This window comes from Sphingopyxis sp. J-6 (genome assembly GCF_046603995.1).
Classification (GTDB): Bacteria; Pseudomonadota; Alphaproteobacteria; order Sphingomonadales; family Sphingomonadaceae; genus Sphingopyxis.
This window is the reverse complement of record NZ_CP145810.1, coordinates 617,188-637,723: the sequence shown is the minus strand read 5'-3', so window position 1 is coordinate 637,723 and position 20,536 is coordinate 617,188. Positions and strand designations below refer to the sequence as shown.

At 64.9% G+C, this 20,536-nt stretch carries 22 protein-coding genes; 13 read left to right on the top strand and 9 right to left on the bottom strand.

The features are described 5' to 3' along the window. The first annotated feature begins 133 nt into the window (after positions 1-133). From V6U71_RS03220 to mddA, 9 genes are read left to right on the top strand one after another with little or no spacing between them, the layout of a single operon-like run. On the top strand, positions 134-595 hold the full coding sequence (locus V6U71_RS03220) for an SUF system Fe-S cluster assembly regulator (protein WP_411340982.1): 462 nt from the start codon (positions 134-136) through the stop codon (positions 593-595). Then, entirely contained in the window at positions 592-2,079 is a 1,488-nt protein-coding gene (sufB, locus tag V6U71_RS03215; RefSeq protein WP_411340981.1) for a Fe-S cluster assembly protein SufB, read from the top strand. Before V6U71_RS03220 ends, sufB begins: the two co-directional genes overlap by 4 nt. Beyond that, the gene (locus V6U71_RS03210; protein WP_411340980.1) at positions 2,079-2,513 is read left to right on the top strand and encodes a hypothetical protein; all 435 of its coding nucleotides are present in this window, start codon (positions 2,079-2,081) and stop codon (positions 2,511-2,513) included. The genes sufB and V6U71_RS03210 overlap by 1 nt, the downstream gene beginning before the upstream one ends. Next, positions 2,513-3,271, top strand: coding sequence for a Fe-S cluster assembly ATPase SufC (gene sufC, locus V6U71_RS03205; protein WP_411340979.1), 759 nt, complete (start codon positions 2,513-2,515; stop codon positions 3,269-3,271). Before V6U71_RS03210 ends, sufC begins: the two co-directional genes overlap by 1 nt. Positions 3,272-3,273: 2 nt before the next feature. Further along, positions 3,274-3,999 carry a SufD family Fe-S cluster assembly protein gene (locus tag V6U71_RS03200; protein ID WP_411340978.1) on the top strand — a complete coding sequence of 242 codons (726 nt, stop codon included), beginning with the start codon at positions 3,274-3,276 and terminating at the stop codon, positions 3,997-3,999. Then, positions 3,996-5,177 carry an aminotransferase class V-fold PLP-dependent enzyme gene (locus V6U71_RS03195; RefSeq protein WP_411340977.1) on the top strand — a complete coding sequence of 394 codons (1,182 nt, stop codon included), beginning with the start codon at positions 3,996-3,998 and terminating at the stop codon, positions 5,175-5,177. Before V6U71_RS03200 ends, V6U71_RS03195 begins: the two co-directional genes overlap by 4 nt. Further along, positions 5,174-5,644: an SUF system Fe-S cluster assembly protein gene (locus tag V6U71_RS03190; protein WP_411340976.1), complete on the top strand. Its 471-nt coding sequence runs from the start codon at positions 5,174-5,176 to the stop codon at positions 5,642-5,644. The genes V6U71_RS03195 and V6U71_RS03190 overlap by 4 nt, the downstream gene beginning before the upstream one ends. Continuing rightward, on the top strand, positions 5,644-6,000 hold the full coding sequence (locus V6U71_RS03185; RefSeq protein WP_411340975.1) for a HesB/IscA family protein: 357 nt from the start codon (positions 5,644-5,646) through the stop codon (positions 5,998-6,000). Before V6U71_RS03190 ends, V6U71_RS03185 begins: the two co-directional genes overlap by 1 nt. A gap of 53 nt (positions 6,001-6,053) precedes the next feature. Next, positions 6,054-6,794, top strand: a complete 741-nt coding sequence (gene mddA, locus V6U71_RS03180) for a methanethiol S-methyltransferase (protein ID WP_411340974.1) — start codon at positions 6,054-6,056, stop codon at positions 6,792-6,794. Here mddA and V6U71_RS03175 read toward each other — a convergent pair. Both V6U71_RS03175 and V6U71_RS03170 read right to left on the bottom strand, forming a co-directional pair. Next, the gene (locus tag V6U71_RS03175) at positions 6,791-7,507 is read right to left on the bottom strand and encodes an extensin family protein (RefSeq protein ID WP_411340973.1); all 717 of its coding nucleotides are present in this window, start codon (positions 7,505-7,507) and stop codon (positions 6,791-6,793) included. The two genes, mddA and V6U71_RS03175, sit on opposite strands and share 4 nt — an antisense overlap. Before the next feature lie 37 nt (positions 7,508-7,544). Next, the gene (locus V6U71_RS03170; protein ID WP_411340972.1) at positions 7,545-8,936 is read right to left on the bottom strand and encodes a cytochrome P450; all 1,392 of its coding nucleotides are present in this window, start codon (positions 8,934-8,936) and stop codon (positions 7,545-7,547) included. Positions 8,937-9,108: 172 nt separating this feature from the next. Here V6U71_RS03170 and V6U71_RS03165 point away from each other — a divergent pair, with 172 nt between their 5' ends. Continuing rightward, positions 9,109-9,990 (top strand): peptidase, encoded by an 882-nt coding sequence (locus tag V6U71_RS03165; RefSeq protein WP_411340971.1) that lies wholly within the window; start codon positions 9,109-9,111, stop codon positions 9,988-9,990. Between the two features lie 37 nt (positions 9,991-10,027). On the opposite strand, the gene V6U71_RS03160 is transcribed toward V6U71_RS03165, so the two are convergent. The 7 genes from V6U71_RS03160 to V6U71_RS03130 all read right to left on the bottom strand — a co-directional run bounded on the left by V6U71_RS03160 (position 10,028) and on the right by V6U71_RS03130 (position 17,705). Beyond that, a complete protein-coding gene (locus tag V6U71_RS03160) occupies positions 10,028-11,368 on the bottom strand; it encodes a dicarboxylate/amino acid:cation symporter (RefSeq protein WP_411340970.1) in 1,341 nt (446 codons plus the stop codon). Positions 11,369-11,463: 95 nt separating this feature from the next. Then, on the bottom strand, positions 11,464-13,245 hold the full coding sequence (locus V6U71_RS03155) for an SLC13 family permease (RefSeq protein ID WP_411342301.1): 1,782 nt from the start codon (positions 13,243-13,245) through the stop codon (positions 11,464-11,466). A 4-nt stretch (positions 13,246-13,249) separates the two neighbouring features. Then, the gene (gene aroC, locus V6U71_RS03150; RefSeq protein WP_411340969.1) at positions 13,250-14,326 is read right to left on the bottom strand and encodes a chorismate synthase; all 1,077 of its coding nucleotides are present in this window, start codon (positions 14,324-14,326) and stop codon (positions 13,250-13,252) included. Positions 14,327-14,330: 4 nt separating this feature from the next. After that, positions 14,331-14,861 carry a GNAT family N-acetyltransferase gene (locus tag V6U71_RS03145; protein ID WP_411340968.1) on the bottom strand — a complete coding sequence of 177 codons (531 nt, stop codon included), beginning with the start codon at positions 14,859-14,861 and terminating at the stop codon, positions 14,331-14,333. Next, on the bottom strand, positions 14,854-15,681 hold the full coding sequence (locus V6U71_RS03140) for an SDR family oxidoreductase (RefSeq protein ID WP_411340967.1): 828 nt from the start codon (positions 15,679-15,681) through the stop codon (positions 14,854-14,856). The genes V6U71_RS03145 and V6U71_RS03140 overlap by 8 nt, the downstream gene beginning before the upstream one ends. Next, entirely contained in the window at positions 15,678-16,763 is a 1,086-nt protein-coding gene (locus V6U71_RS03135) for a YihY/virulence factor BrkB family protein (protein WP_411340966.1), read from the bottom strand. Before V6U71_RS03135 ends, V6U71_RS03140 begins: the two co-directional genes overlap by 4 nt. A gap of 3 nt (positions 16,764-16,766) precedes the next feature. Further along, positions 16,767-17,705, bottom strand: coding sequence for a DnaJ C-terminal domain-containing protein (locus tag V6U71_RS03130; RefSeq protein WP_411340965.1), 939 nt, complete (start codon positions 17,703-17,705; stop codon positions 16,767-16,769). Positions 17,706-17,843: 138 nt separating this feature from the next. Here V6U71_RS03130 and pdxH point away from each other — a divergent pair, with 138 nt between their 5' ends. The 3 genes from pdxH to V6U71_RS03115 all read left to right on the top strand — a co-directional run bounded on the left by pdxH (position 17,844) and on the right by V6U71_RS03115 (position 20,530). Beyond that, complete coding sequence (pdxH, locus tag V6U71_RS03125; protein WP_411340964.1) at positions 17,844-18,422, top strand: pyridoxamine 5'-phosphate oxidase; 579 nt, start codon at positions 17,844-17,846, stop codon at positions 18,420-18,422. Beyond that, a complete protein-coding gene (locus V6U71_RS03120; RefSeq protein ID WP_411340963.1) occupies positions 18,419-19,240 on the top strand; it encodes a PhzF family phenazine biosynthesis protein in 822 nt (273 codons plus the stop codon). The genes pdxH and V6U71_RS03120 overlap by 4 nt, the downstream gene beginning before the upstream one ends. A gap of 84 nt (positions 19,241-19,324) precedes the next feature. After that, positions 19,325-20,530 carry a cation:proton antiporter gene (locus V6U71_RS03115; protein ID WP_411340962.1) on the top strand — a complete coding sequence of 402 codons (1,206 nt, stop codon included), beginning with the start codon at positions 19,325-19,327 and terminating at the stop codon, positions 20,528-20,530. Positions 20,531-20,536 lie beyond the last annotated feature (6 nt).

Here is a 20,536-nt window from a genome sequence, read left to right as displayed (position 1 = left end):
GGCACTCATTCGGCTCCCGGCCGGGTGGGTGCCTTTTTTCTTGGGTAGCATATAGCGCCCCTTGGTTGCGCCGCACAAAAGGCTAGCCTATATAAGTGGAGTAATTTACTCCAGTTAAGAATCGTTCGCAAAGATGCGTCTGTCCAACCTTGCCGATTATGCCGTGGTGCTGATGAGCGCCGCCGCCCGCCAGTGCGGGTCGGTGCCGATTCACGCCGGCATGCTCGCCGAGCAGACGGGGATTCCCGGGCCCACGGCGCAGAAGCTGGTGAGCGGGCTCGCCCGCGCCGGGCTGCTCGTCGCCTCGCGCGGCAGCGGCGGCGGGGTGCGGCTCGCGCGGCCCGCGGCGGCGATCAGCGTCGCCGACATCATCGAAGCGGTCGAGGGACCGATCGCGCTCACGTCCTGCGTTTCCGAAGGACGCCACGACTGCTCGCTCGAGGGCAGTTGCAAGGTGCAGCCGCACTGGGGCGTCGTGAACGGCGCCGTGCGCGGCGCACTGGCGCAGATCAGCCTCGCGAGCCTTGCCGCCGCACCAAAACCGACATTCACCCGGCCTGCCCCCATGATGGCCGGCGAAGAGATCAGATTATGACCGACAATAGCCAAGCCCCCGTCAAAGATCAGGCAGCGCACGACGCCGCCGCCAAAGTCGCCGATTATGAGCATGGCTGGTCCTCGGCCATCGAAACCGACTTCGCGCCCAAGGGGCTGACCGAGGATACGGTCCGCTTCATCTCGGCGAAGAAGAACGAGCCCGAATGGATGCTCGACTGGCGACTGAAGGCGTTCCGCCACTGGCAGACGATGGAGACGCCCGACTGGGCGAAGCTCAACGTGCCGCCGATCGACTACCAGGACGCCTATTATTACGCGGCGCCGAAGGCGAAGCCGAAGCTATCGTCGCTCGACGAGGTCGATCCCGAAATCCTCGAAGTCTATAAAAAGCTCGGCATTCCCATCGAGGAGCAGAAGGTGCTCGCGGGCGTCGAGGGCGCGCGCAAGGTCGCGGTCGACGCGGTGTTCGACAGCGTCAGCGTCGCGACGACCTTCCGCGAGGAATTGAAGCGCGCGGGCGTGATCTTCCTCTCGATCTCCGAAGCGATCCGCGAATATCCCGAACTGGTGAAGAAGTGGCTCGGCAAGGTCGTGCCGATGCACGACAATTATTTCGCGACGCTCAATTGCGCGGTCTTTTCGGACGGGACGTTCGTCTATGTGCCCGAGGGCGTGCGCTGCCCTATGGAGCTTTCCACCTATTTCCGCATCAACGCCGAGAATACGGGGCAGTTCGAGCGCACGCTGATTATCGCCGACAAGGGCGCCTATGTCAGCTACCTCGAAGGCTGCACCGCGCCGATGCGCGACGAAAACCAGCTCCACGCCGCGGTAGTCGAACTGGTGACGCTCGACGATGCCGAGATCAAATATTCGACGGTGCAGAACTGGTACCCCGGCAATGCCGAGGGCCTCGGCGGCATCTATAATTTCGTGACCAAGCGCGCGCTCTGCCAGGGCAAGCGCAGCAAGGTGTCGTGGACACAGGTCGAAACCGGCTCTGCGATCACGTGGAAATATCCGAGCTGCGTCCTCAACGGCGACGACAGCGTCGGCGAATTCTATTCGGTCGCGGTGACGAACAATTACCAGCAGGCCGACACCGGCACCAAGATGATCCACAATGGCAAGCGCACGCGCTCGACGATCGTCAGCAAGGGGATCAGCGCGGGCAGGTCGAACAACACCTATCGCGGATTGGTGCGCGTCGCGCCCAATGCCGAGGGCGTGCGCAATTTCACCCAGTGCGACAGCCTGCTTCTGGGGTCACTCAGCGGCGCGCACACGGTGCCGTACATCGAAATCCGCAATCCCTCGGCGCAGGTCGAGCATGAAGCGACGACGAGCAAGATCAGCGACGATCAACTTTTCTACGCGATGCAGCGCGGGCTGGGACAGGAAGAGGCGGTGGCGCTGATCGTCAACGGCTTCGCCAAGGAAGTGCTGCAGCAACTGCCGATGGAGTTTGCGGTCGAGGCGCAGAAGTTGCTGGGGATCAGCCTTGAGGGGAGCGTGGGGTGATGGCCAAATCTGACAAGAGCAGATTTGAGGGACGCCTAGTTACAATTCCCACCGAGGATGGAATTGGACTAGCTAAAGTCCTGTTTTGTCCGGCCCGCGAGAAAAATTCGGCATTGTTCAAGATATTTAAGAAAATCCTGCCGCGAGACACCTCGATAACAGAGGCAGATTTCGGCGGCCCCTATGAGTTACGTTACGCGCGATTACAGGCTCTTAAATCAGAATCTTGGTCGATATTTCACGATCAGGGCGTTGATGCCGATGAGCATAGACTTACGCATCGAACTTCAGGTGGCGAGATTTGGATTGGTGACGAACACATCGGCCCTGCGACCGAAGCAGATGAGCGGTCTTTACCAAAGATGCTGATCTACGGCGAAGGCCTGATTGAGAAGTTCGTTTCTGGATTAGCTGCAAAAGCAGGACGCAATTAATGCTCAAAATTGAAAACCTCCACGCCACCGTCGCCGACAAGCCGATCCTGAAGGGCCTGTCGCTCAGCATCAATGCGGGCGAAATCCATGCGATCATGGGGCCCAACGGCGCGGGCAAGTCGACGCTGTCTTACGTCCTCGGCGGGCGCCCCGGATATGAGGTCACCGAGGGTTCGGCGACTTTCGCCAAAGAAGACGGAGAGGCTCAGGACCTGCTCGACATGGACCCGCACGAGCGCGCCGCGGCGGGCCTGTTCCTCGGCTTCCAATATCCGGTCGAAATCCCCGGCGTGTCGAACGTCCAGTTCCTCCGCGAAAGCCTCAACGCCCAGCGCAAGGCGCGCGGCGAAGAGCCGCTGTCGGGTGGCGATTTCCTGAAGCTCGCGCGCGAGAAGGCGGGGCTGCTCAAGCTCGACATGGACATGCTCAAACGCCCGGTGAACGTCGGCTTTTCGGGCGGCGAGAAGAAGCGCAACGAGATGGTGCAGATGGGCATCCTCGATCCGAAGGTCGCGATCCTCGACGAAACGGACTCAGGGCTAGACATCGACGCGCTGCGCGTCGTCGGCGACGGCATCAACGCAATCATGCGTCGTCCCGACAAGGCAGTGCTGCTGATTACGCACTATCAGCGCCTGCTCGACTATGTGCAGCCCGATTTCGTCCACGTCCTCGCCGCCGGCCGCATCGTCAAGTCGGGCGGCCCCGAACTCGCGCTCGAACTCGAACGCGAAGGCTATGCGGAGATCGCGGCTTGAGCATGAGCGCCCTTCCCTCGCGGCGTGACGAAGCGTGGCGCTATAGCGACATCGACGCGGTGACCGCGGCGTGGCCGCTGCCCGCGCCCGAGAGCATCGTCGTGCCCGCGGGCGGCGACTTCCGCCGCGCGATCGTGCAGGACGCAGGCGATATTCGCCAAATCGAGCTCGTACTCGGCAAGGGCACGACCGCGTCGCTGCACGTCCTCAACATCGGCGGCGCCTATGGCCGCATCGAACTCGCCGTGACGCTCCACGAAGACGCGAACTTCAATCTCGGCGCCGCGCAGATCGGCGGCGGCGAGCAGAATCTCGAGATCGTCACCACCGTCACCCACGCCGAACCCGGCGCGACGTCGCGGCAGATGGTGCGTTCGGTGCTCGGCGGCACCGCCACGGGCACCTATCTCGGCAAGGTCGCGGTCGCACGCGATGCGCAGCAGACCGACAGCGAGCAGGACGTGAAGGCGATGCTGCTCGACCGCAGCGCGACCGCCAACGCCAAGCCCGAACTCGAAATCTTCGCCGACGACGTCAAATGCGCGCACGGCTGCGCGATCGGCGAACTCGACGCGATGAGCCTCTATTATCTCCAGTCGCGCGGCCTGCCGCCCGCCGAGGCGAAGAAGATCCTGCTGCAGGCCTTCGTCGCGGGCGTCTTCGACGGCGCCGAGGATGAAGAGCAGTTGCAGGCGCTGGCGCTCGCGAAATTGGGGGAATTGGTGTGAGCACCGCGACCGCCCTTCGCACCTTTCCCGACGTCCGCGCCGACTTCCCCGGCCTCACCCCCGGGTGGCACTATCTCGACACCGCCGCGACCGCGCAGAAGCCGCAGGCGGTGATCGACGCGACGGTCAACGCGATGGGCTGCGACTATGCGACCGTCCACCGCGGCGTCTACGCGCGCTCGGCCGACATGACCCTCGCCTATGAGGCGGCGCGGCGGCGGATCGCGGGCTTTATCGGCGCGAAGGAAGAGCAGATCGCCTTCGTTCGGGGCGCGACCGAGGCGATCAATCTGGTCGCTTACTCGCACCCGCGCAAAGGCCGCGTGCTGCTGTCGATGCTCGAGCATCACAGCAATATCGTGCCGTGGCAGCTTGCGGGCTGGCAGGTCGATGTATGCCCACTGACTGCCGACGGCTGCATCGACTTGGCCGCCGCCGAAAAGCTGCTCACCCCCGAACACACGATGGTCGCCTTCGCGCATGTGTCGAACGTGCTCGGCAGCCCGCTCGACGTCGCACGCGCCGCCGAGCTCGCGCACCGCGTCGGCGCCGAGTTGCTGATCGACGGCTGTCAGGCGGTGCCGCGCCTGCCGGTCGATGTCGCGACGCTCGGCTGCGACTATTACGCCTTCTCGGGCCACAAGCTCTATGGCCCGACCGGCATCGGCGTGTTGTGGAGCGACAAGCTCAGCGCGCTGCCGGCCTGGCAGGGCGGCGGATCGATGATCGACCGCGTGACCTTCGAGCGGACGACCTACGCCCCCGCCCCGACCCGTTTCGAGGCCGGTACGCCCGCAATCATCGAAGCGATCGGGCTGGCGGCGGCGGTCGATTATGTCGAAGCGATCGGCATCGACGCGATCCACGCGCACGAGGTCGGGCTGGTGACGAGCCTGCGCGAACAGCTTGCGCGCAAGAACAGCATCACGCTTTTCGGCCCCGAAAACAGCGCCGGGATCGTCAGTTTTGCGATGGCGGGGGTTCATCCGCACGACATCGGCACTATCTTGGACGAAAGCGGAGTCGCGATCCGCGCCGGGCACCATTGCGCGCAGCCGCTGATGGAGCATCTCGGCGTTCCGGCGACCGCGCGCGCGAGCTTCGGTGTGTACAACAATGACGACGATGTGGCGGCGCTGATCGACGGCCTCGCCCGCGTCGAGAGGATTTTCGGATGAGCGAGGATCGCATGATCAAGGTGGAAGAAGTCGCGAGCGTCGAGGCGCCGCCCAAGGCGCGCGTCGAGGACGTCGAGAGTGCGCCCGAAAAGCTCGAACGCAAGCGCGACTATCTGGAAGGCTTTCTCGCCGCCAAGCCGGCCGAGGTGGCCCCCGGCGCCGTCGGCGGCGACCTGTACGAGGCCGTCGTCAATGCGCTGAAGGATATTTACGACCCGGAAATCCCGGTGAACATCTATGACCTCGGCCTCATCTACAATGTCGAGATCGACGAAGGGCATGTCCTCGTCACCATGACGCTGACCACGCCGCATTGCCCAGTCGCGGAATCGATGCCCGCCGAAGTCGAACTGCGTGTCGGCGCGGTCCCCGGCGTCGGCGATGCCGAAGTCAATCTCGTCTGGGATCCGCCGTGGAGTCCCGAGAATATGAGCGACGAAGCGCGCCTCGAACTGGGAATGCTGTGATGACCGAAACGAAGACCCGCGCCCGTCCCGTCGCGGTCACGCTGACCGCCAATGCCGAGGAACGTGTCGCCAAGCTGATGGCGTCGGCGCCCGAAGGCGCGATCGGCGTCCGCCTGTCGACGCCGCGCCGCGGCTGTTCGGGGCTCGCCTATTCGGTCGACTATGTCACCGAGGAGCAGAAGTTCGACGAGAAGATCGAGACTCCCGGCGGGGTCTTCTACATCGACGGCGCGTCGGTGCTCTACCTGATCGGCAGCGTCATGGACTGGGTCGAGGACGATTTCGCCGCCGGTTTCGTGTTCGAGAATCCGAATGCCAAGGGTGCGTGCGGCTGCGGCGAGAGCTTCACCGTCTAGCGCGATTTTCCGCACGAAATATGCTATGGCGGCCCCTTCAGGGGAGCTTTGCCATGACGCGCATTTTCTACCTGCTTTACGCCATCGTCGCCTATGCGATTTTCCTGGCCGTATTTCTGTATCTTATCGCCTTCGTTGGGAATTTTCCTGGCGCCCCGCTGACTGTCGATCGCGGGCCGGAGTCGCATCTCGCCCTCGCGCTGCCGATCGATCTCGCCCTGATCGCGCTGTTCGGCCTCCAGCATAGCGTGATGGCGCGTCCGGCGTTCAAGGCGGGCTGGCTGCGCATCGTCCCGAAGCCGATCGAACGCAGCACTTATGTGATGATGACCAACCTCGTGCTCGTCATCCTGTTCCTCGGCTGGCATCCGATCCCCGCGCCGGTGTGGACGGTGGCGAACCCCGCAGGCACCGCGATCCTGTGGAGCCTGTTCGGCCTCGGCTGGGCGATTGTCCTGCTCAGTACGTTCCTGATCAACCATTTCGAACTGTTCGGGCTGCAACAGGTGTGGTTCGCGTGGCGCGAACGGCGTGAAGCAAAACCGGTGCTTCACCAGCCGCTCTTCTACCGGCTGGTTCGCCACCCTCTTTACGCGGGCTTCTTCCTTGCTTTCTGGGCGACGCCTGCGATGACGGCTGGACATCTGCTGCTCGCCGCCGGGCTGTCGGCCTATATGCTGATTGCGATCCAACTCGAGGAACGCAACCTCGTCGATACCTTCGGCGCCGACTATCTCGCCTATCGCCGAACCACCCCGATGCTGATTCCGGGTACCGGCGGACGCAAGGTCTAGCGGCAGATCGTCCAGCCTGCGGTCCGCTTCGCCAGGTCGAAGTGGAAGTGATTGGCGTGCGCGGCATTGTGATCGGGCGACAGAACGGTGCTGAACAGCCCGCACGATTCGTCGCGCACCGCGTGCAGGAACTCGCCGCGCTTGTCGCCTTCGTCCCAATCGTTGATCAGCGAAATGCGCGTGCCGTCGGCGAGAATGAAGGCCGAAATGTCGATCGCATTGGCGGTCGAATGCTCGCTCTGCGCCTGCCGCCCGGCGATCTTCCGGCAATTGTAGCTGCCGAGATTTTCGAGATCGGCGACCTTTTGCCCGAAATATTTCCGGGCCAGCGGCTGGACAACGTCGCGGTCCCACAGGATCATTGCGGCGGTCACGGCGCAGCCGGGCGCGGCGCCCGCCGGGCGCATCGTCGGCGCGAATTTGTTCCCGGTCAGGATCATCCGCTGGCTCGCCCGGCACACGCCGCTCCCGACCACCGGACGCCGCAGGTACCCGGCCTTCGCGCGGTCGAAAGCGGCAAAGCAGGCACTGTCGTCGCGCGCCAGGCCGATGAGCTTGGCGTGCGTTGCCCAGCCCTGCGGATGCGCCAGTTCGAAGCGCGCGGTCGGAATATGTTCGGGATGGTCGCGCATCCACTGCATCGCGCGGATCGCGCCGAGCGCCAGCAGCACCGCGACGGCGAACCAGATGAGATAGGGGCGGAGACTCGTCACGCGCCCCAGATGGCGCGTGACGGCCGGCCGGGCAAGCTCAGAGCGGTGCGAAGGTGACCGTCAGACCATCTTTGGGCCGCGGGATCGGCAGCACCTGCCAGTCGGGGGAATAGCCGTCCGGAAGTACGATGCGATGCGTCGTGACGACATGGTGGAAGAAGATTTTCGCCTGCATATAGGCAAAGTGCAGCCCGAGGCACATGTGCGCGCCGCCGCCGAACGGCACCCATGCATATTTGTGGCGCTCGCGCGCGACCTCGGGCGAAAAGCGCATCGGATCGAACTTTTCGGGCTCGGGCCAATGCTCTTCCATCATGTGAGTGAAGGCCGGGCTGACCCCGACCGAGGTTCCGGCGGGGATGCGATAGCCGCCATATTCGAAATCCTTGAGCGCGCGGCGTGGGAAGCTCGGCACCGGGGGCACGAGCCGCAGCGCTTCCTTGAACGCCCATTCGGTCATTTCGAGCTCGCCGACGCTGTTATGTCCGACGCCCTCGCCGGCCGGCGCCACCGCGAGCATCTCCTCGCGCAGCCGGTCCTGCCATTCGGGATGCTTGCCGAGCATGTAGACGAGCGAGGTGACCGAACTGGTGATCGTGTCGTGCGCCGCCATCATCAGGAAGTTCATATGATCGACGATCGCCTCGACGCTCATATAGTCGCCATTGTCGTCCTTCGTCCGGCAGATCTGGCTGAACATGTCCTCGCCGCTGCCTTCGCGCCGTTCGGGCACCATGCGGCCGAAATAATCGACGAGATAGGCCCGCCCCTTTGCGCCGCGCCCCATGGCGGTGAAGGGCAAGGGCACGCGGACGATGCCTATCGATGCCTGCACCATGTCGACGAACGCCTTGTTGACCTTGTCCGCCTCGGGGCCCCAGGGGATGCCGAGGAAGCTGGTCGCGGCAAGGTCGAGCGTCAGTTCCTTGATCGCCGGATAGAATTTGAAGCTCTTGCCGCTCCAACTCGCGACGCGCCGGGCGATGCCTTCGTTCAGCGATTCGGCATAATGGCGCATCGGTTCGGGCTTGAAGGCGACCGACAGCAGCTTGCGGTCGGCGCGGTGCTTTTCGAAGTCCATCAGCATGAGGCCGCGCGGGAAAAGCAGGTTGAGTACCGGCCCCCAGCCCTGTTCGGACGAGAAAATCTTGTCGCGGTCGAACATGACAAGTTCGTTCGCCTCGGGGCCGTGCAGCGCGACGCTACGCCCGCCGAAGCTGTTGTTGCGATAGACCCGGCCATAGGTGGCGACCATGCGGCGGGTGAAAGCAGGATAGTCGCGAAGCTGGTCGAGCGTGTTGCCGATGACGGGCATCCCGTCCTCGCCCGGAATATGATCGAGTGCGGCATCGGGATTGCGTGGCAGCCAGTGCTGCGTTTCGGGGCCGAAACGCGCTTCGGGCCAGTTGATTTTCGTCGGGGCGTTCATCGCGTCATATCCTCGTATCCGTCTATCCGGGCGAGCCTATCGAACTACTTACATCCATGCAAGTAACGCTTGATCGGCGATACGACTCCATTCACCGCAAATTCAACTCGACTCGTGCAATTGGGTGTCCAATATCGCGGGCCCGTTCGTTGGGCCCTTGAAGGACAAGATGATGATCAAGAGCCTGAGGCGTCCCCTCTCCATCGTGCTCGGCGCGCTCGCGACCACCACGCTTGGCGGCTGCTATTATGGCGACGTCGGGACGAGCTATGCTTCCGCCGGAAACCTCTGTGCGGACAGCTATTACGACTACGACCCCTATGCCTATGACGACGGCTATGGCTACGACTGCTACGACAGCTCGGACTATGGCAGCGGCTTCGTCAACATCGGCTTCGGCGGCGGCTGGTATGACGATTATTATTACCCCGGGTACGGCACGTGGATGTACGACAGCTACCGTCACCGCTATCCGCTGCGCGGCCAGTACCTCAACTATTGGGGCGGCCGCCGCGCCTGGTGGCGCCATCATGGCGGCCGTCCCGGCAACGGACACTGGAATGGCCCGGGCCGCCCCGGTCATGGCGATGGCGATGGCCGTCCCGGCCGGCCGGGTCGCCCTGGTGGCTGGACGCCCGGTGACCGCGACAACGACGGTCATCACGGCACGCGTCCGGGACGCCCCGGCGCGGGCAACCCCGGCGGTCCGCCGACCACGACCAATCCGGTACGCCCCGGACGGCCGGGCCGTCCTGACGGTGTAAGGCCCCGCCCGCCGGGTTCGGTCGATGCGACGCCCGGACGTCCGGGCAGGCCCGGCCGACCCGATGGCGTGCGCCCGTCGTGGCCGGGCCGCGGCAATGGCGATGGCGTCCGGCCGGGACGTCCGGGCGGCCAGCCCGGGGGTGCGGCGACGGCACCGCGTCCGCCCGCGCAGGCAAGACCCGCACCGGCGCAGCGTCCGGCTCCGGCGGCACGCCCCGCGCCGCAACCGCGCGCCGACCCGCCCGCGCGCGGGCCGGGCGACCGGGTCAACCGCACCCGTCCGCAATAACGGCAGCTAGGGTTCTACCCTAAGGTCAGCGGGGCAGTCAGCCGGCCGGAGGCTTGCTGCTATCGCTCACCATGTCCTCCTGGAGCGTCAGTCCGCGCGCGCCGTGATGCGACGTATGGGCTGGCGCGTGCGGATATTCCTTGTCGGCCGGCTCCGGGACTTCGAGCATCCCTTCCCACTTGGCGATGACCGACGTTGCCACCGCGTTGCCGACGACATTGGTCGCCGAGCGGCCCATGTCGAGGAACTGGTCGATGCCGAGGATCAGCGCCACGCCCTCGACCGGCAGGCCGAACTGGGTCAGCGTCGCGGTGATGACGACGAGGCTGGCGCGCGGCACCCCCGCAATCCCCTTCGACGTGATCATGAGCGTCAGCAGGATCAGGATCTGCGTCCCGATCGACAGGTCGATGCCATAGGCCTGCGCGATGAACAGCGTCGCAAAGCTCATATACATCATCGAACCGTCGAGGTTGAAGCTGTAACCCAGCGGCAGCACGAAACCCGAGACGCGGCGCGGAATGCCGAAGCGGTCGAGCTGCTCGAACAGCTTGGGCAGCGCCGCTTCCGACGACGCGGTCGAGAAGGCGAGCAGCAGCGGTTCGACGATATAGCGCGCCAACGTCAGGATGCGCCTGCCAAGGAAAAGCGCCCCGACGCCGAACAGGATCATCCAGAGCAAGGTCAGGCCGAGGTAGAATTCGAGGATGAGCCGCAGGAAGTCGAGCAGGATGCCGAGCCCGTTGACGGTGATCACGCCGGCAAGCGCGCCGAACACCGCGAAGGGCGCAAACAGCATCACATAGTTGGTGACCTGCAGCATCAGTTCGGCGAGCACGTCGACCGCGCGGACCAATGGCGCGCCGCGCTCGCCGAGCGCCGACAGGCCCACCCCGGCGAAGATCGAAAAGACGAGGATCTGCAGGATATTGTTCGAAGCCATCGCCCCGAAGATCGATTCGGGGAAGATGTGGAGGATGAAATCGCGCAGGTTGAGCGCCGACGTCTTCACCTCGCCGATCTCCGCGGTCGGCGTCAGTTCGAGCCCGACGCCCGGCTGGAGCAGGTTGACGAGCAGCAGCCCCAAGGTGATCGACATGAAGCTGGCGCCGATGAACCACAGCAGCGACTTGAGCCCGATCCGGCCGAGCGCCGCGCTGTCGCCCATATTCGCGATGCCGGCGACAATCGTCGCCAGCACCAGCGGCGCGATGATCATCTTGATCAGATGGAGAAAGACGTCGGGCAATATCTTGAAATAGCCGGCGATCTGCGTCGCCGCTTCCTTGTCGGCGCCGATCTGGGCATGCCCGATGGCGCCAGCGATAATGCCGAGCACCATGCCGACGAGGATGAATAAGGTCAGGCGTTTTGCCATGAAAAAATGCTCCCTGTTCCGGCCGGGCCGGATCTATGCGGTCGGGGTAACAGGGCGATGGCCGCGGGGCAATGCAGCGTACCGGCTGCGAGGCGTCACGTCAGGAAGAAGCTGATCGCGAGGCAGGTCGAAACGCCGGTGATGATGTTGAGCGGTACCCCGATCTTGACAAAATCGACGAAGCGATAGTCGCCGGCCGCATAGACGATGGTGTTGGTCTGATAGCCGATGGGGGTCGCGAAACAGGCCGATGCACCGATCATCAGCGCGATGACGAGCGGGCGCGGATCGACGCCGAGTTCGGCCGCGATCGCCAGCGTTACCGGCGTCATCAACGCCGCGACGGCATTGTTGCTGAGCAATTCGGACAGGATCAACGCAAAGAAATAGATCCCGAACACCAGCACCCATCCCGGCTGTCCGGCGAGCATCGGTTTGACCCAACCGACCATCATCGCCACCGCGCCACTGTTTTCGAGGGCAAGCCCGACCGCAAGCATCGCAAAGATCAGGATCAGCACGTCGCCGTCGATCGTCCCCCATGCCTCCTCGCTGTCGATGCAACGTGTCACAAGGATCACGCCAATCGCGATGATCGCCGCGACGCCAATCGGCAGTATGTCCAGCGCTGCCAGCGCCACCACCGACATCATGCACAGGATCGCGATCCACGCCTTGCTACGGCGAAAGGCGCGGACTTTGGCAAGATCGGCACCTATCAGGTGCGGATTGTCGCGCAACGCCTCGACCTCGTTCGGACCGCCCGCGACCAGCAGGCGGTCCGCGGGGCGGATACGCACGCTGGCAAGGTCGGGACCCGGTTCATGCGCCGGGCGGTCGAGCCCGATGATCCGCGCACGGATTTTCTGCAGGAAGGGAATGTCGATCAGCCGCTGTCCGATCGAGGGATGGTTCGACGCGACCATCGTTTCGACGACCATATCGCCCTCGCCCGGTTCGCCGCCGCCGATGCCGAGATCGAAGCGTCGTTGTTCGCGCCAGGTCATCAGGGTCGCGCCATCGACGCGCAGGATCAGACGGTCGCCCGCGGCGAGCTTCCAATGCTCGAGTTCGGCGCCGTGGACCGCCGTCGAGCCACGCCGGACGCCGACAATGCGGCCCGACCGCGGCAGATCACGAAATGCTTCGACCGTCATCCCGACCAGATGGTCGTTGTCGCTGAGTACCAGCTCGGTAAGATATTGATGCGAGTCGCTCGATCCCGCCGGGCCCTTCACCGGCCTGTCGGACGGGAGCAACCACCACATCAGCGCCAGCCCGATCATCCCCGATGCCGCGGTGACGAGGCCGATCGGCGTGATCTCGAAAATGCCGAAACGCTCCATCCCGGCGTCGCGGACGATCCCGTCGACGACGAGATTGGTCGAAGTGCCGATCAGGGTCAATGTACCGCCAAGCACGGCAGCGATCGACAGTGGCATCAGCAGCTTCTTCGCACTGACGCCGGTGACTTCGGCGAGCTTCATCATGATCGGGACCAACACAACGACGACCGGTGTGTTGTTGAGGAACGCCGAGGCAAACAGCGCGCCGACGAGCACCTCGACGATGGCCAAACGGGGGTGTTTCTCGGCGCGCGCCATGATCGCGTCTGCGACGCGCTGGATCACCCCGGTGCGGATCAGCGCCCCCGACAGCACGAACATCGCGCCGATAACGATCGGCGCCGAGTTGGAGAAGACCGAATACATCGCATCGGCATCAAGGATGCCGAGCGCGAGATAGGTGCAGGCGCCGAGGATGGCGATCACCGTCGCCGGCAGCCGCTCGAGCAGGAAGCCGACGAACATTACGGCAAGGATGATCAGCGACAGGACCGCCTGATTGGCCTCGACAAACGTCCGGATCGCCTCGATCATGTCAGCCGTTCTGCGCCCGGTGCAGCAATTTGTGATCGGCGAGGACCAGCGCCATCATGGCTTCGACGACCGGCGCGCCGCGGATGCCGACGCACGGATCGTGGCGCCCCTTGGTAACGATGTCGGTCGCCTCGCCCGCCTTGTTGATCGTCGGCACGGGGGTCAGGATCGAACTGGTCGGCTTGAACGCGACGCGGACGACGACGGGCTGGCCGGTCGAGATGCCCCCCGCAATGCCGCCAGCATTGTTCGACAGGAAATCGGGGCGGTTGCTGCCGTCGGTCGCGGGGCGCATCGGGTCGGCATTTTCCTCGCCGCGCAGCCGGGCAGCCGTGAAACCCGCGCCGATCTCGACGCCTTTGACAGCGTTGATTCCCATCATGGCGGCGGCAAGGTCGCTGTCGAGCTTGGCATAGATGGGCGCGCCCCAGCCGGCGGGGACGCCGCTCGCGGCGCATTCGATCACCGCGCCGAGCGAACTGCCCGACTTGCGCGCACCGTCCATCAGCCCTTCCCAGCGCTGCGCCGCGGCGGGATCGGGGCAGAAAAAGGGATTACGATCAATCTCTTCGAGATCGAAGTTCGCGGGGTCGATCGCATCGCCGCCGATTTCGGCGACCCATGCATGGATCTGGACCTCGGGGAGCACCAGCCGCGCGACGCCGCCCGCGGCGACGCGCGCCGCGGTTTCGCGCGCGCTCGACCGCCCGCCGCCGCGATAGTCGCGGATGCCGTATTTGGCATCATAGGCGTAATCGGCGTGGCCGGGGCGATAGGCCTGCGCAATCTCGCCATAATCCTTCGACCGCTGGTCGACATTTTCGATCATCAGGCTGATCGGCGTGCCCGTCGTCTTGCCCTCGAACACCCCCGACAGGATACGCACCTGATCGGGTTCCTGCCGCTGCGTCGTGTGGCGCGACTGACCCGGGCGGCGCTTGTCGAGGAAGGGTTGGATGTCGGCTTCGGAGAGCGACAGGCGCGGCGGACAGCCGTCGACGACGGCGCCGAGCGCGGGGCCGTGGCTTTCGCCCCAGGTCGTGAAGCGAAGAACGCGTCCGAAGCTGTTGAAACTCATCGCCTTACCCCATCCGGCCAAATGCGGGCGCATAATCCGCGCGCCCGCCTAGCGGCCAAGCCGCGTCCGAGTCCAGCATCATCGCCATGAAATGCGACCCCGCGAAGGGCGAAGCGAAGCGCGCGGCGAGGCCCGGCGAATAGCCGAAGCGCGGATAATAGGCCTCGTGACCGAGGACGAAGCTGATCGTCACGCCTTGCGCGCGGAGCGCTTCGAGCCCAGCCCGGATCAGCGCGTCGCCGACGCCCCGCCGCTGGGAAGCCGGCGCAACCGAGATCGGCGCGAGCCCTGCCGCAGACAGGGCGGCACCGTCGGCGTCGGCATCCATGCGGCTGAACAACACATGCCCGATAATCGCACCGCCGCTTTCGGCGACCAGCGAAACGAGCGTATCGCCGTCTTCGCCCACCATCCGCACAAGGTCCGCCTCCCCCTGATGACCGAATTCGGTCTCCGCGAAGGCCGCCCGGATCACCACATCGATCGCCTCGGCATCCTCCGCACGTGCAGGTCGGATAATGAGGCCGTCAGGCAAGCGCGATGTCCGGCGCGTCTTCCTGCTTCATCCCGACGGTGTGGTAACCTGCATCGACATGGTGCGTTTCGCCGGTGACGCCCGCCGAAAGGTCGCTGAGCAGATAGAGCGCCGAACCGCCGACATCGTCGATCGTGACGTTGCGGCGCAGCGGGGCATTATGCTCGTTCCACTTCAGGATCAGGCGGAAATCGCCGATTCCGGATGCCGCCAGCGTCTTGATCGGTCCGGCCGAGATCGCGTTCACGCGCACCCCCTGCGGGCCATAGTCGTTGGCGAGATATTTGACGCTGGTTTCGAGCGCCGATTTGGCGACGCCCATGACATTGTAATGCGGGATTACCTTTTCGGCGCCGTAATAGCTGAGCGTCAGCAGCGCGCCGCCGCCTTCGCCGGTTTCGGGATCGAGCGGCGTCATCATCGCCGCGGCGCGCTTGGCGACCGCGGTGAAGCTGTAGACGCTGATGTTCATCGTCATCAGGAAGTCTTCGAGCGTGACATCGGCATAATGGCCGCGCAGCGCCTCCTTGTTCGTATAGCCGATCGCGTGGACAACGAAGTCGATCGTCGGCCAGCGCGCGGCCAGCGTGGCGAAGGCCGCGTCGAGATTGTCCATGTCGGCCACGTCGCAATCGATCAGGAAATCGCAGCCAAGCTGGTCGGCAAGCGGCTTCACCCGCTTTTCCATCACTTCGCCCTGATAGCTGATCGCGAGCTCGGCGCCCGCGCCGTGCAGCGCCTTGGCAATGCCCCAGGCAAGCGATTTGTCGTTCGCGAGGCCCATGATCAGCCCGCGCTTGCCCTTCATCAGACCCGTCATTTTTCTTCTCCGGCCTTTTTGGCTTCAATAATGATGTCGTCGACGCGCCCAATAGCGTCGTGGCCCAAATCCTCAACCTCTACCAAAGCGGCGTTGAGTTCGGCGCCCATCACCATACCCAATCCGACGAGGTAGAAAAAGAACAGCGCGATCATCACACCCGCGAGGCTACCGTAGGTTGCGTCATAGCTGAGCAGGCTGGCGAGCAGCGGCGGCAGCGCCAGCGTCACGGCGATCCACCAGAGCGTCGTGAACAGCGCCCCGGGCCATTTCGGGCAATTCTTGAGGCGACGGTATTTGGATGGCGTCAGGCTGTAGAACAGCATGTAGATGGCGAGGAACAGGCCGAAACCCGACACGCCGCGGGAAATGAGCACGATCCCGACCGACTGGAAACGTTCGGGGAGCACGCGCGTCACGAACTGTTCGACGCCGACGATCAGCACCTGCATGCTGAACGACAGCAGCATCAGCACGACCGCGCCGGTAATGATGCCGATCGACAGCAGCCGGTAGTGAAAAAAGCCCTTGCTGAAATGCGTGCCATAGGCACGGCGGAGGATGTCCCGCACCGTTTCGATCAGGCTGCCCACCGTCCACAGCGCGACGAGCGCGCCGAGCCACAGGAAAATGCCGGTACGCGCGGTCATCACCTCGCGGATCGGCCCCGACAGCGCCTTGGCGACGGTCGGTGGCATCGTCGAGAACACCGCCTCGATCGCCGCCTCGCCGCCGCTGCTGCCGCCGAAAATGCTGAGCGCCGCGGCCAGCAGGATGAAGAAGGGAAAGAGCGCGATGAGCGCCAGATAGGCAAGATTGCCGGCATGGATGAAGCCGTCGGTATAGGTCCCGACGATGACACGGCGCGCGACCTGGAAGATGCGCGTCCCGGGCCCGAGCGTTTCGCGGCCGCGATGGATCAGTCCTTCGGCGCGTGCGCGCAATTTGACCCGTTTGGCGCGTTCGGCGCGGGCTTCGGGCGAGTGCGGCGAATGGCCTTCGGCGAGAAATTCCTTGCCGACTTCTTCGGCAACCTCGCGCTCGAGCGCGGCGACGATCTTCTTTTCCGCCGGCTCAGCCACGCATCACACACCGAGTTCCGCGCGCACCGGCCGGGGGTCGGTCCATTCGCTGACCAGCTTGACCAGCGCATCGTCGTCGGCGGGCAGGTCAACCATCAATCGCACCAACTGGTCGCCGCGGCCGCCGCTCTTCTGGCTGAAGCCCTTGCCCTTGAGGCGCATCACCTTGCCTGAGGTCGATCCGGCGGGAATCGACAGCATCACGGGGCCGTCGACCGTCGGCACCTTGACCTTCGCGCCATTGACCGCCTCGCCCAATGTCACCGGCAGGTCGAGGCGGATATTGGCGCCTTCGCGAATGAAGAAGGGGTGATCCTTGACCGTGATCGTCACGATGCCGTCGCCGTTGCCGCCGGGGCCCGGCTGTCCCTTGCCGGCAAGGCGCATCTGGGTGCCGGTTTCGACGCCGGCAGGCAATTTGAGGTCGATGGTACCGCCGTCGGCGAGCGTGATGCGCTGCGGCGCCTGCGTCGCGGCATCGATGAAGGATACCGACAGGCGATAGGCGACATTGGCCCCCTTGGGCGGCGCCGCGCCACGACCGCCGAAACCGCCGAACGGGCCGCCGCCACCACCTCCACCGCCGCGACCGCCGAACAAGCCCTCGAAGATATCGCCAAAGTCGGCGCCGTCATTGCCGAACCCGCCGAAACCACCCTGCTGGCCGCGCGGATCGCCACGAAAACCGCCGCCTCCGCCATAGCCGAACGGCATCGCCGGATTGCCGTCGGCATCGATTTCGCCGCGATCGAACTGCGCGCGTTTGGTCTTGTCGGAGAGCAGGTCGTAGGCCCGGGTGACATCGGAAAACTTTTCCGACGCCTTCGGATTGTCCTTGTTCTTGTCGGGGTGCAATTCCTTGGCGAGCTTGCGATAGGCGGATTTGATCTCCGCTTCGCTGGCGCTCTTCGCGACGCCGAGGGTGGAATAGGGGTCTGCCATATGTCTTCTGTAGCCCGATAAGTGTTTGGCCGGGAAGGCCCGATTGCGCGCGCCATGTGGGAACATCGCAGCAGAGGGTCAAGTTCCCGCCGATGATCGCGCTTTCACTAGATCAAGGCGCACGATAGAAGCGCCCGCATGACGACCGATCCCTTCGCCCTGTTCGACAACTGGTACGCCGAAGCCCGCGCGAACGAGCCCAACGACGCAAACGCGATGGCGCTCGCGACGACGACCGCCGACGGACGCCCGTCGCTGCGCATGGTGCTGCTGAAGGGCCATGGCCCCGACGGGTTCGTCTTTTACACCAACCTCGACAGCCGGAAGGGCGGCGAGCTTGCGGCGAACCCGCATGTCGCGCTGCTCTTTCACTGGAAGTCGCTGCGCCGCCAGATCCGCATCGAGGGGCCGGTCGCGCCGGTCGACGATGCCACGGCCGACGCCTATTTCGCGACGCGTGGCCGCGATTCGCAGCTTGGCGCGTGGGCGAGCGACCAGTCGCGCCCGCTCGACAGCCGCGAGACGTTCGAAGCGCGCTTCGCCGAAATGGCGGCGCGGTTCGACGGACAGGACGTCCCGCGCCCGCCGCGCTGGTCGGGCTGGCGCGTCACCCCCGAGCGCATCGAATTTTGGCAGGACCGCGCGCATCGCCTCCACGAACGCACGCTGTTCGTGCGCGAGGACAGCGGCTGGTCGAAAGGATATCTCTACCCATGAGCGCATCACGGCCCCTGCCCATCACCCGGGTCGACGCCTTCGCCGAGCGTCCGTTTACCGGCAATCCCGCCGCAGTGATGCCGCTCGACGAATGGCTGGACGATGCGGTTCTGCAGGCGATCGCCGCCGAGAATAATCTCGCCGAGACCGCCTTCCTGATTCCCGACGAAAGCGGGGACGCCGATTATGAACTGCGCTGGTTCACGCCGGGCGTGGAGGTTGCGCTCTGCGGTCATGCAACGCTCGCGAGCGGGCATGTGCTGCTGTCGGCCGCGCCCTGGCGGAACGAGATGGTATTTCGCACGCGCAAGGCCGGCCTGCTGCGCGTCGCGCGCAACGGCGAAGACGAAGGCTATAAAATGGCCCTGCCCGCCTATCCGCCGGCGCCGAAGGCAATGCCCGACATCGTGCGGGCAATGGGCGGCGACGTCCTTGAGACGCTATGGCACGACGGCGGCTATGCCCTGATCGTCTATCCCGATGCCGCCAGCGTCCGCGCGCTCGAACCCGACCTGCGCGCGCTGAAGGCGGGCGGCGATATCCTCTATATCGCGACGGCACCGGGCACGGGCGACGCGTCGGGTGCCGACGTCGTCAGCCGGGCCTTCGCACCGGGCGCGGGAATCGACGAGGACCCGGTCACCGGGTCGGCGCACAGCGTGTTGACCCCCTATTGGTCGGCACGGCTTCACCGCGACAGCTTCGCAGCCTATCAGGCGAGCGCTCGCGGCGGGCATGTCGGCTGCCGGATGGATGGCGAGCAGGTCGAGCTGACGGGGAATTGCGTCACGACTCTGGTCGGCGACTTTCTCCTGTAAGCCGCGCACGCTGCGGCGTTTGCCAATAAGAGAACGTTCACAATAATGCTTGCCCGGGTGTCCGGCAGGGGTTAGCCTTTGCCCATGGGGTTTCTGATCGATCTGGCCTGCTTCCTGCTCGTGCCCGTTCTCTGCTGGCGCCTCGTCCGCGGCGCTGTCCCCATGGCGGTGTTGCCGATCCTGACCGGACTGGCCGTGGCGATCGCGGCGGATCGTTTCGGCTTCGACAAGTCGGTTCTCGGGCCGTCGAAATGGGGCGAAACGATCGGATGGTTCGGGGTGCTGATACTCGCATTCAGCGCAGGCCTCGAAACGCGGATCACCGCAAATCCCGGACCAAGGCCCGGTGGCCGGGTGGTGACCACCGCGCTGGTCGGCGTTGCTTTGCCGTTCGCGGTCGGTTTCGTCGTCATCCTGTCGGGCGCGATGAACATGGTGCTCGCCCAGCCGGCGGGGGTTTCAAGCCTGCTGTCGGCGAGCGCGATCGGGCTGTGCCTTGCGGTCAGCGCGTTGCCGGTGCTCGTCGGAATCGTTCGCGAATTGCCGACGGAAGACCGCCCGCTCGGCAATTTGGCGCTCCGCATTGCGGCGCTCGACGACGCAATCCTGTGGATCGGGCTCGCTGCATTGCTGTTCCTGCACAAGGGCGAAGCCGATTCGCTGTTTGCCGGCGGTCCGCCGCAAGCCGGGGCGATCGCCGTCTTCGCGGCGATGATCGCGGTTCGCAGGCGGTTTGTCGACCGGCTGCCCGACCATATCCTGATCAGCGGCGCGCTTGGCATCGCCTATCTTGCAGCCGGTGCCTGGGCGACGAGCATGCTGGGCCTGCACGAATTGCTCGGCGCCTATTTCGCCGGCATGCTGGCGCCGCGACAGCTCGCGGAACGATTGCACCCGGAAGCGCTCGGCAAGCTGGCGCTGTTCGGCCTGTCGCCGCTGTTTTTCGCGCATCGCGGATTGAGCATCGACGGCGCAGTCGTAACTGCGGAAGCGCTCGGCGTGGCGCTGGCCCTGCTATTGCTCGCGGGCCTGTCCAAGGTGGCGGCGGTGCATATCGCGCCGCCCGCGGCGGACATGCAGATGACCGAGCGTACCCGGCTGGGCCTGTTGCTTCAGTGCAAGGGCCTGATGGAAATCGTCGCCGCGACGATCCTGGTGCAGGCGGGGCTGATCACGCCGACGGTCTTTGCCGTGCTGGTGATGCTGGCGCTGGTGTCGACGACCCTGACCGTGCCGTTGTTTCGCTCTGTCTCCCGGGCTCGCGCGATGCAGCGGAAACCCGCCGGCTGATCCGCC

Excerpts from the sequence above, each read along its gene's own strand:
- mddA (WP_411340974.1), top strand. The coding sequence starts at position 6,054 with ATGACGCGCATTTTCTACCTGCTTTACGCCATCGTCGCCTATGCGATT.
- V6U71_RS03120 (WP_411340963.1), top strand. The coding sequence starts at position 18,419 with ATGAGCGCATCACGGCCCCTGCCCATCACCCGGGTCGACGCCTTCGCC.
- V6U71_RS03165 (WP_411340971.1), top strand. The coding sequence starts at position 9,109 with ATGATCAAGAGCCTGAGGCGTCCCCTCTCCATCGTGCTCGGCGCGCTC.
- V6U71_RS03160 (WP_411340970.1), bottom strand. The coding sequence starts at position 11,368 with ATGGCAAAACGCCTGACCTTATTCATCCTCGTCGGCATGGTGCTCGGC.
- pdxH (WP_411340964.1), top strand. The coding sequence starts at position 17,844 with ATGACGACCGATCCCTTCGCCCTGTTCGACAACTGGTACGCCGAAGCC.
- V6U71_RS03200 (WP_411340978.1), top strand. The coding sequence starts at position 3,274 with ATGAGCGCCCTTCCCTCGCGGCGTGACGAAGCGTGGCGCTATAGCGAC.
- V6U71_RS03115 (WP_411340962.1), top strand. The coding sequence starts at position 19,325 with ATGGGGTTTCTGATCGATCTGGCCTGCTTCCTGCTCGTGCCCGTTCTC.
- V6U71_RS03210 (WP_411340980.1), top strand. The coding sequence starts at position 2,079 with ATGGCCAAATCTGACAAGAGCAGATTTGAGGGACGCCTAGTTACAATT.
- V6U71_RS03185 (WP_411340975.1), top strand. The coding sequence starts at position 5,644 with ATGACCGAAACGAAGACCCGCGCCCGTCCCGTCGCGGTCACGCTGACC.
- V6U71_RS03220 (WP_411340982.1), top strand. The coding sequence starts at position 134 with ATGCGTCTGTCCAACCTTGCCGATTATGCCGTGGTGCTGATGAGCGCC.
- sufB (WP_411340981.1), top strand. The coding sequence starts at position 592 with ATGACCGACAATAGCCAAGCCCCCGTCAAAGATCAGGCAGCGCACGAC.
- V6U71_RS03190 (WP_411340976.1), top strand. The coding sequence starts at position 5,174 with ATGAGCGAGGATCGCATGATCAAGGTGGAAGAAGTCGCGAGCGTCGAG.
- V6U71_RS03170 (WP_411340972.1), bottom strand. The coding sequence starts at position 8,936 with ATGAACGCCCCGACGAAAATCAACTGGCCCGAAGCGCGTTTCGGCCCC.
- V6U71_RS03140 (WP_411340967.1), bottom strand. The coding sequence starts at position 15,681 with ATGACGGGTCTGATGAAGGGCAAGCGCGGGCTGATCATGGGCCTCGCG.
- sufC (WP_411340979.1), top strand. The coding sequence starts at position 2,513 with ATGCTCAAAATTGAAAACCTCCACGCCACCGTCGCCGACAAGCCGATC.
- aroC (WP_411340969.1), bottom strand. The coding sequence starts at position 14,326 with ATGAGTTTCAACAGCTTCGGACGCGTTCTTCGCTTCACGACCTGGGGC.
- V6U71_RS03130 (WP_411340965.1), bottom strand. The coding sequence starts at position 17,705 with ATGGCAGACCCCTATTCCACCCTCGGCGTCGCGAAGAGCGCCAGCGAA.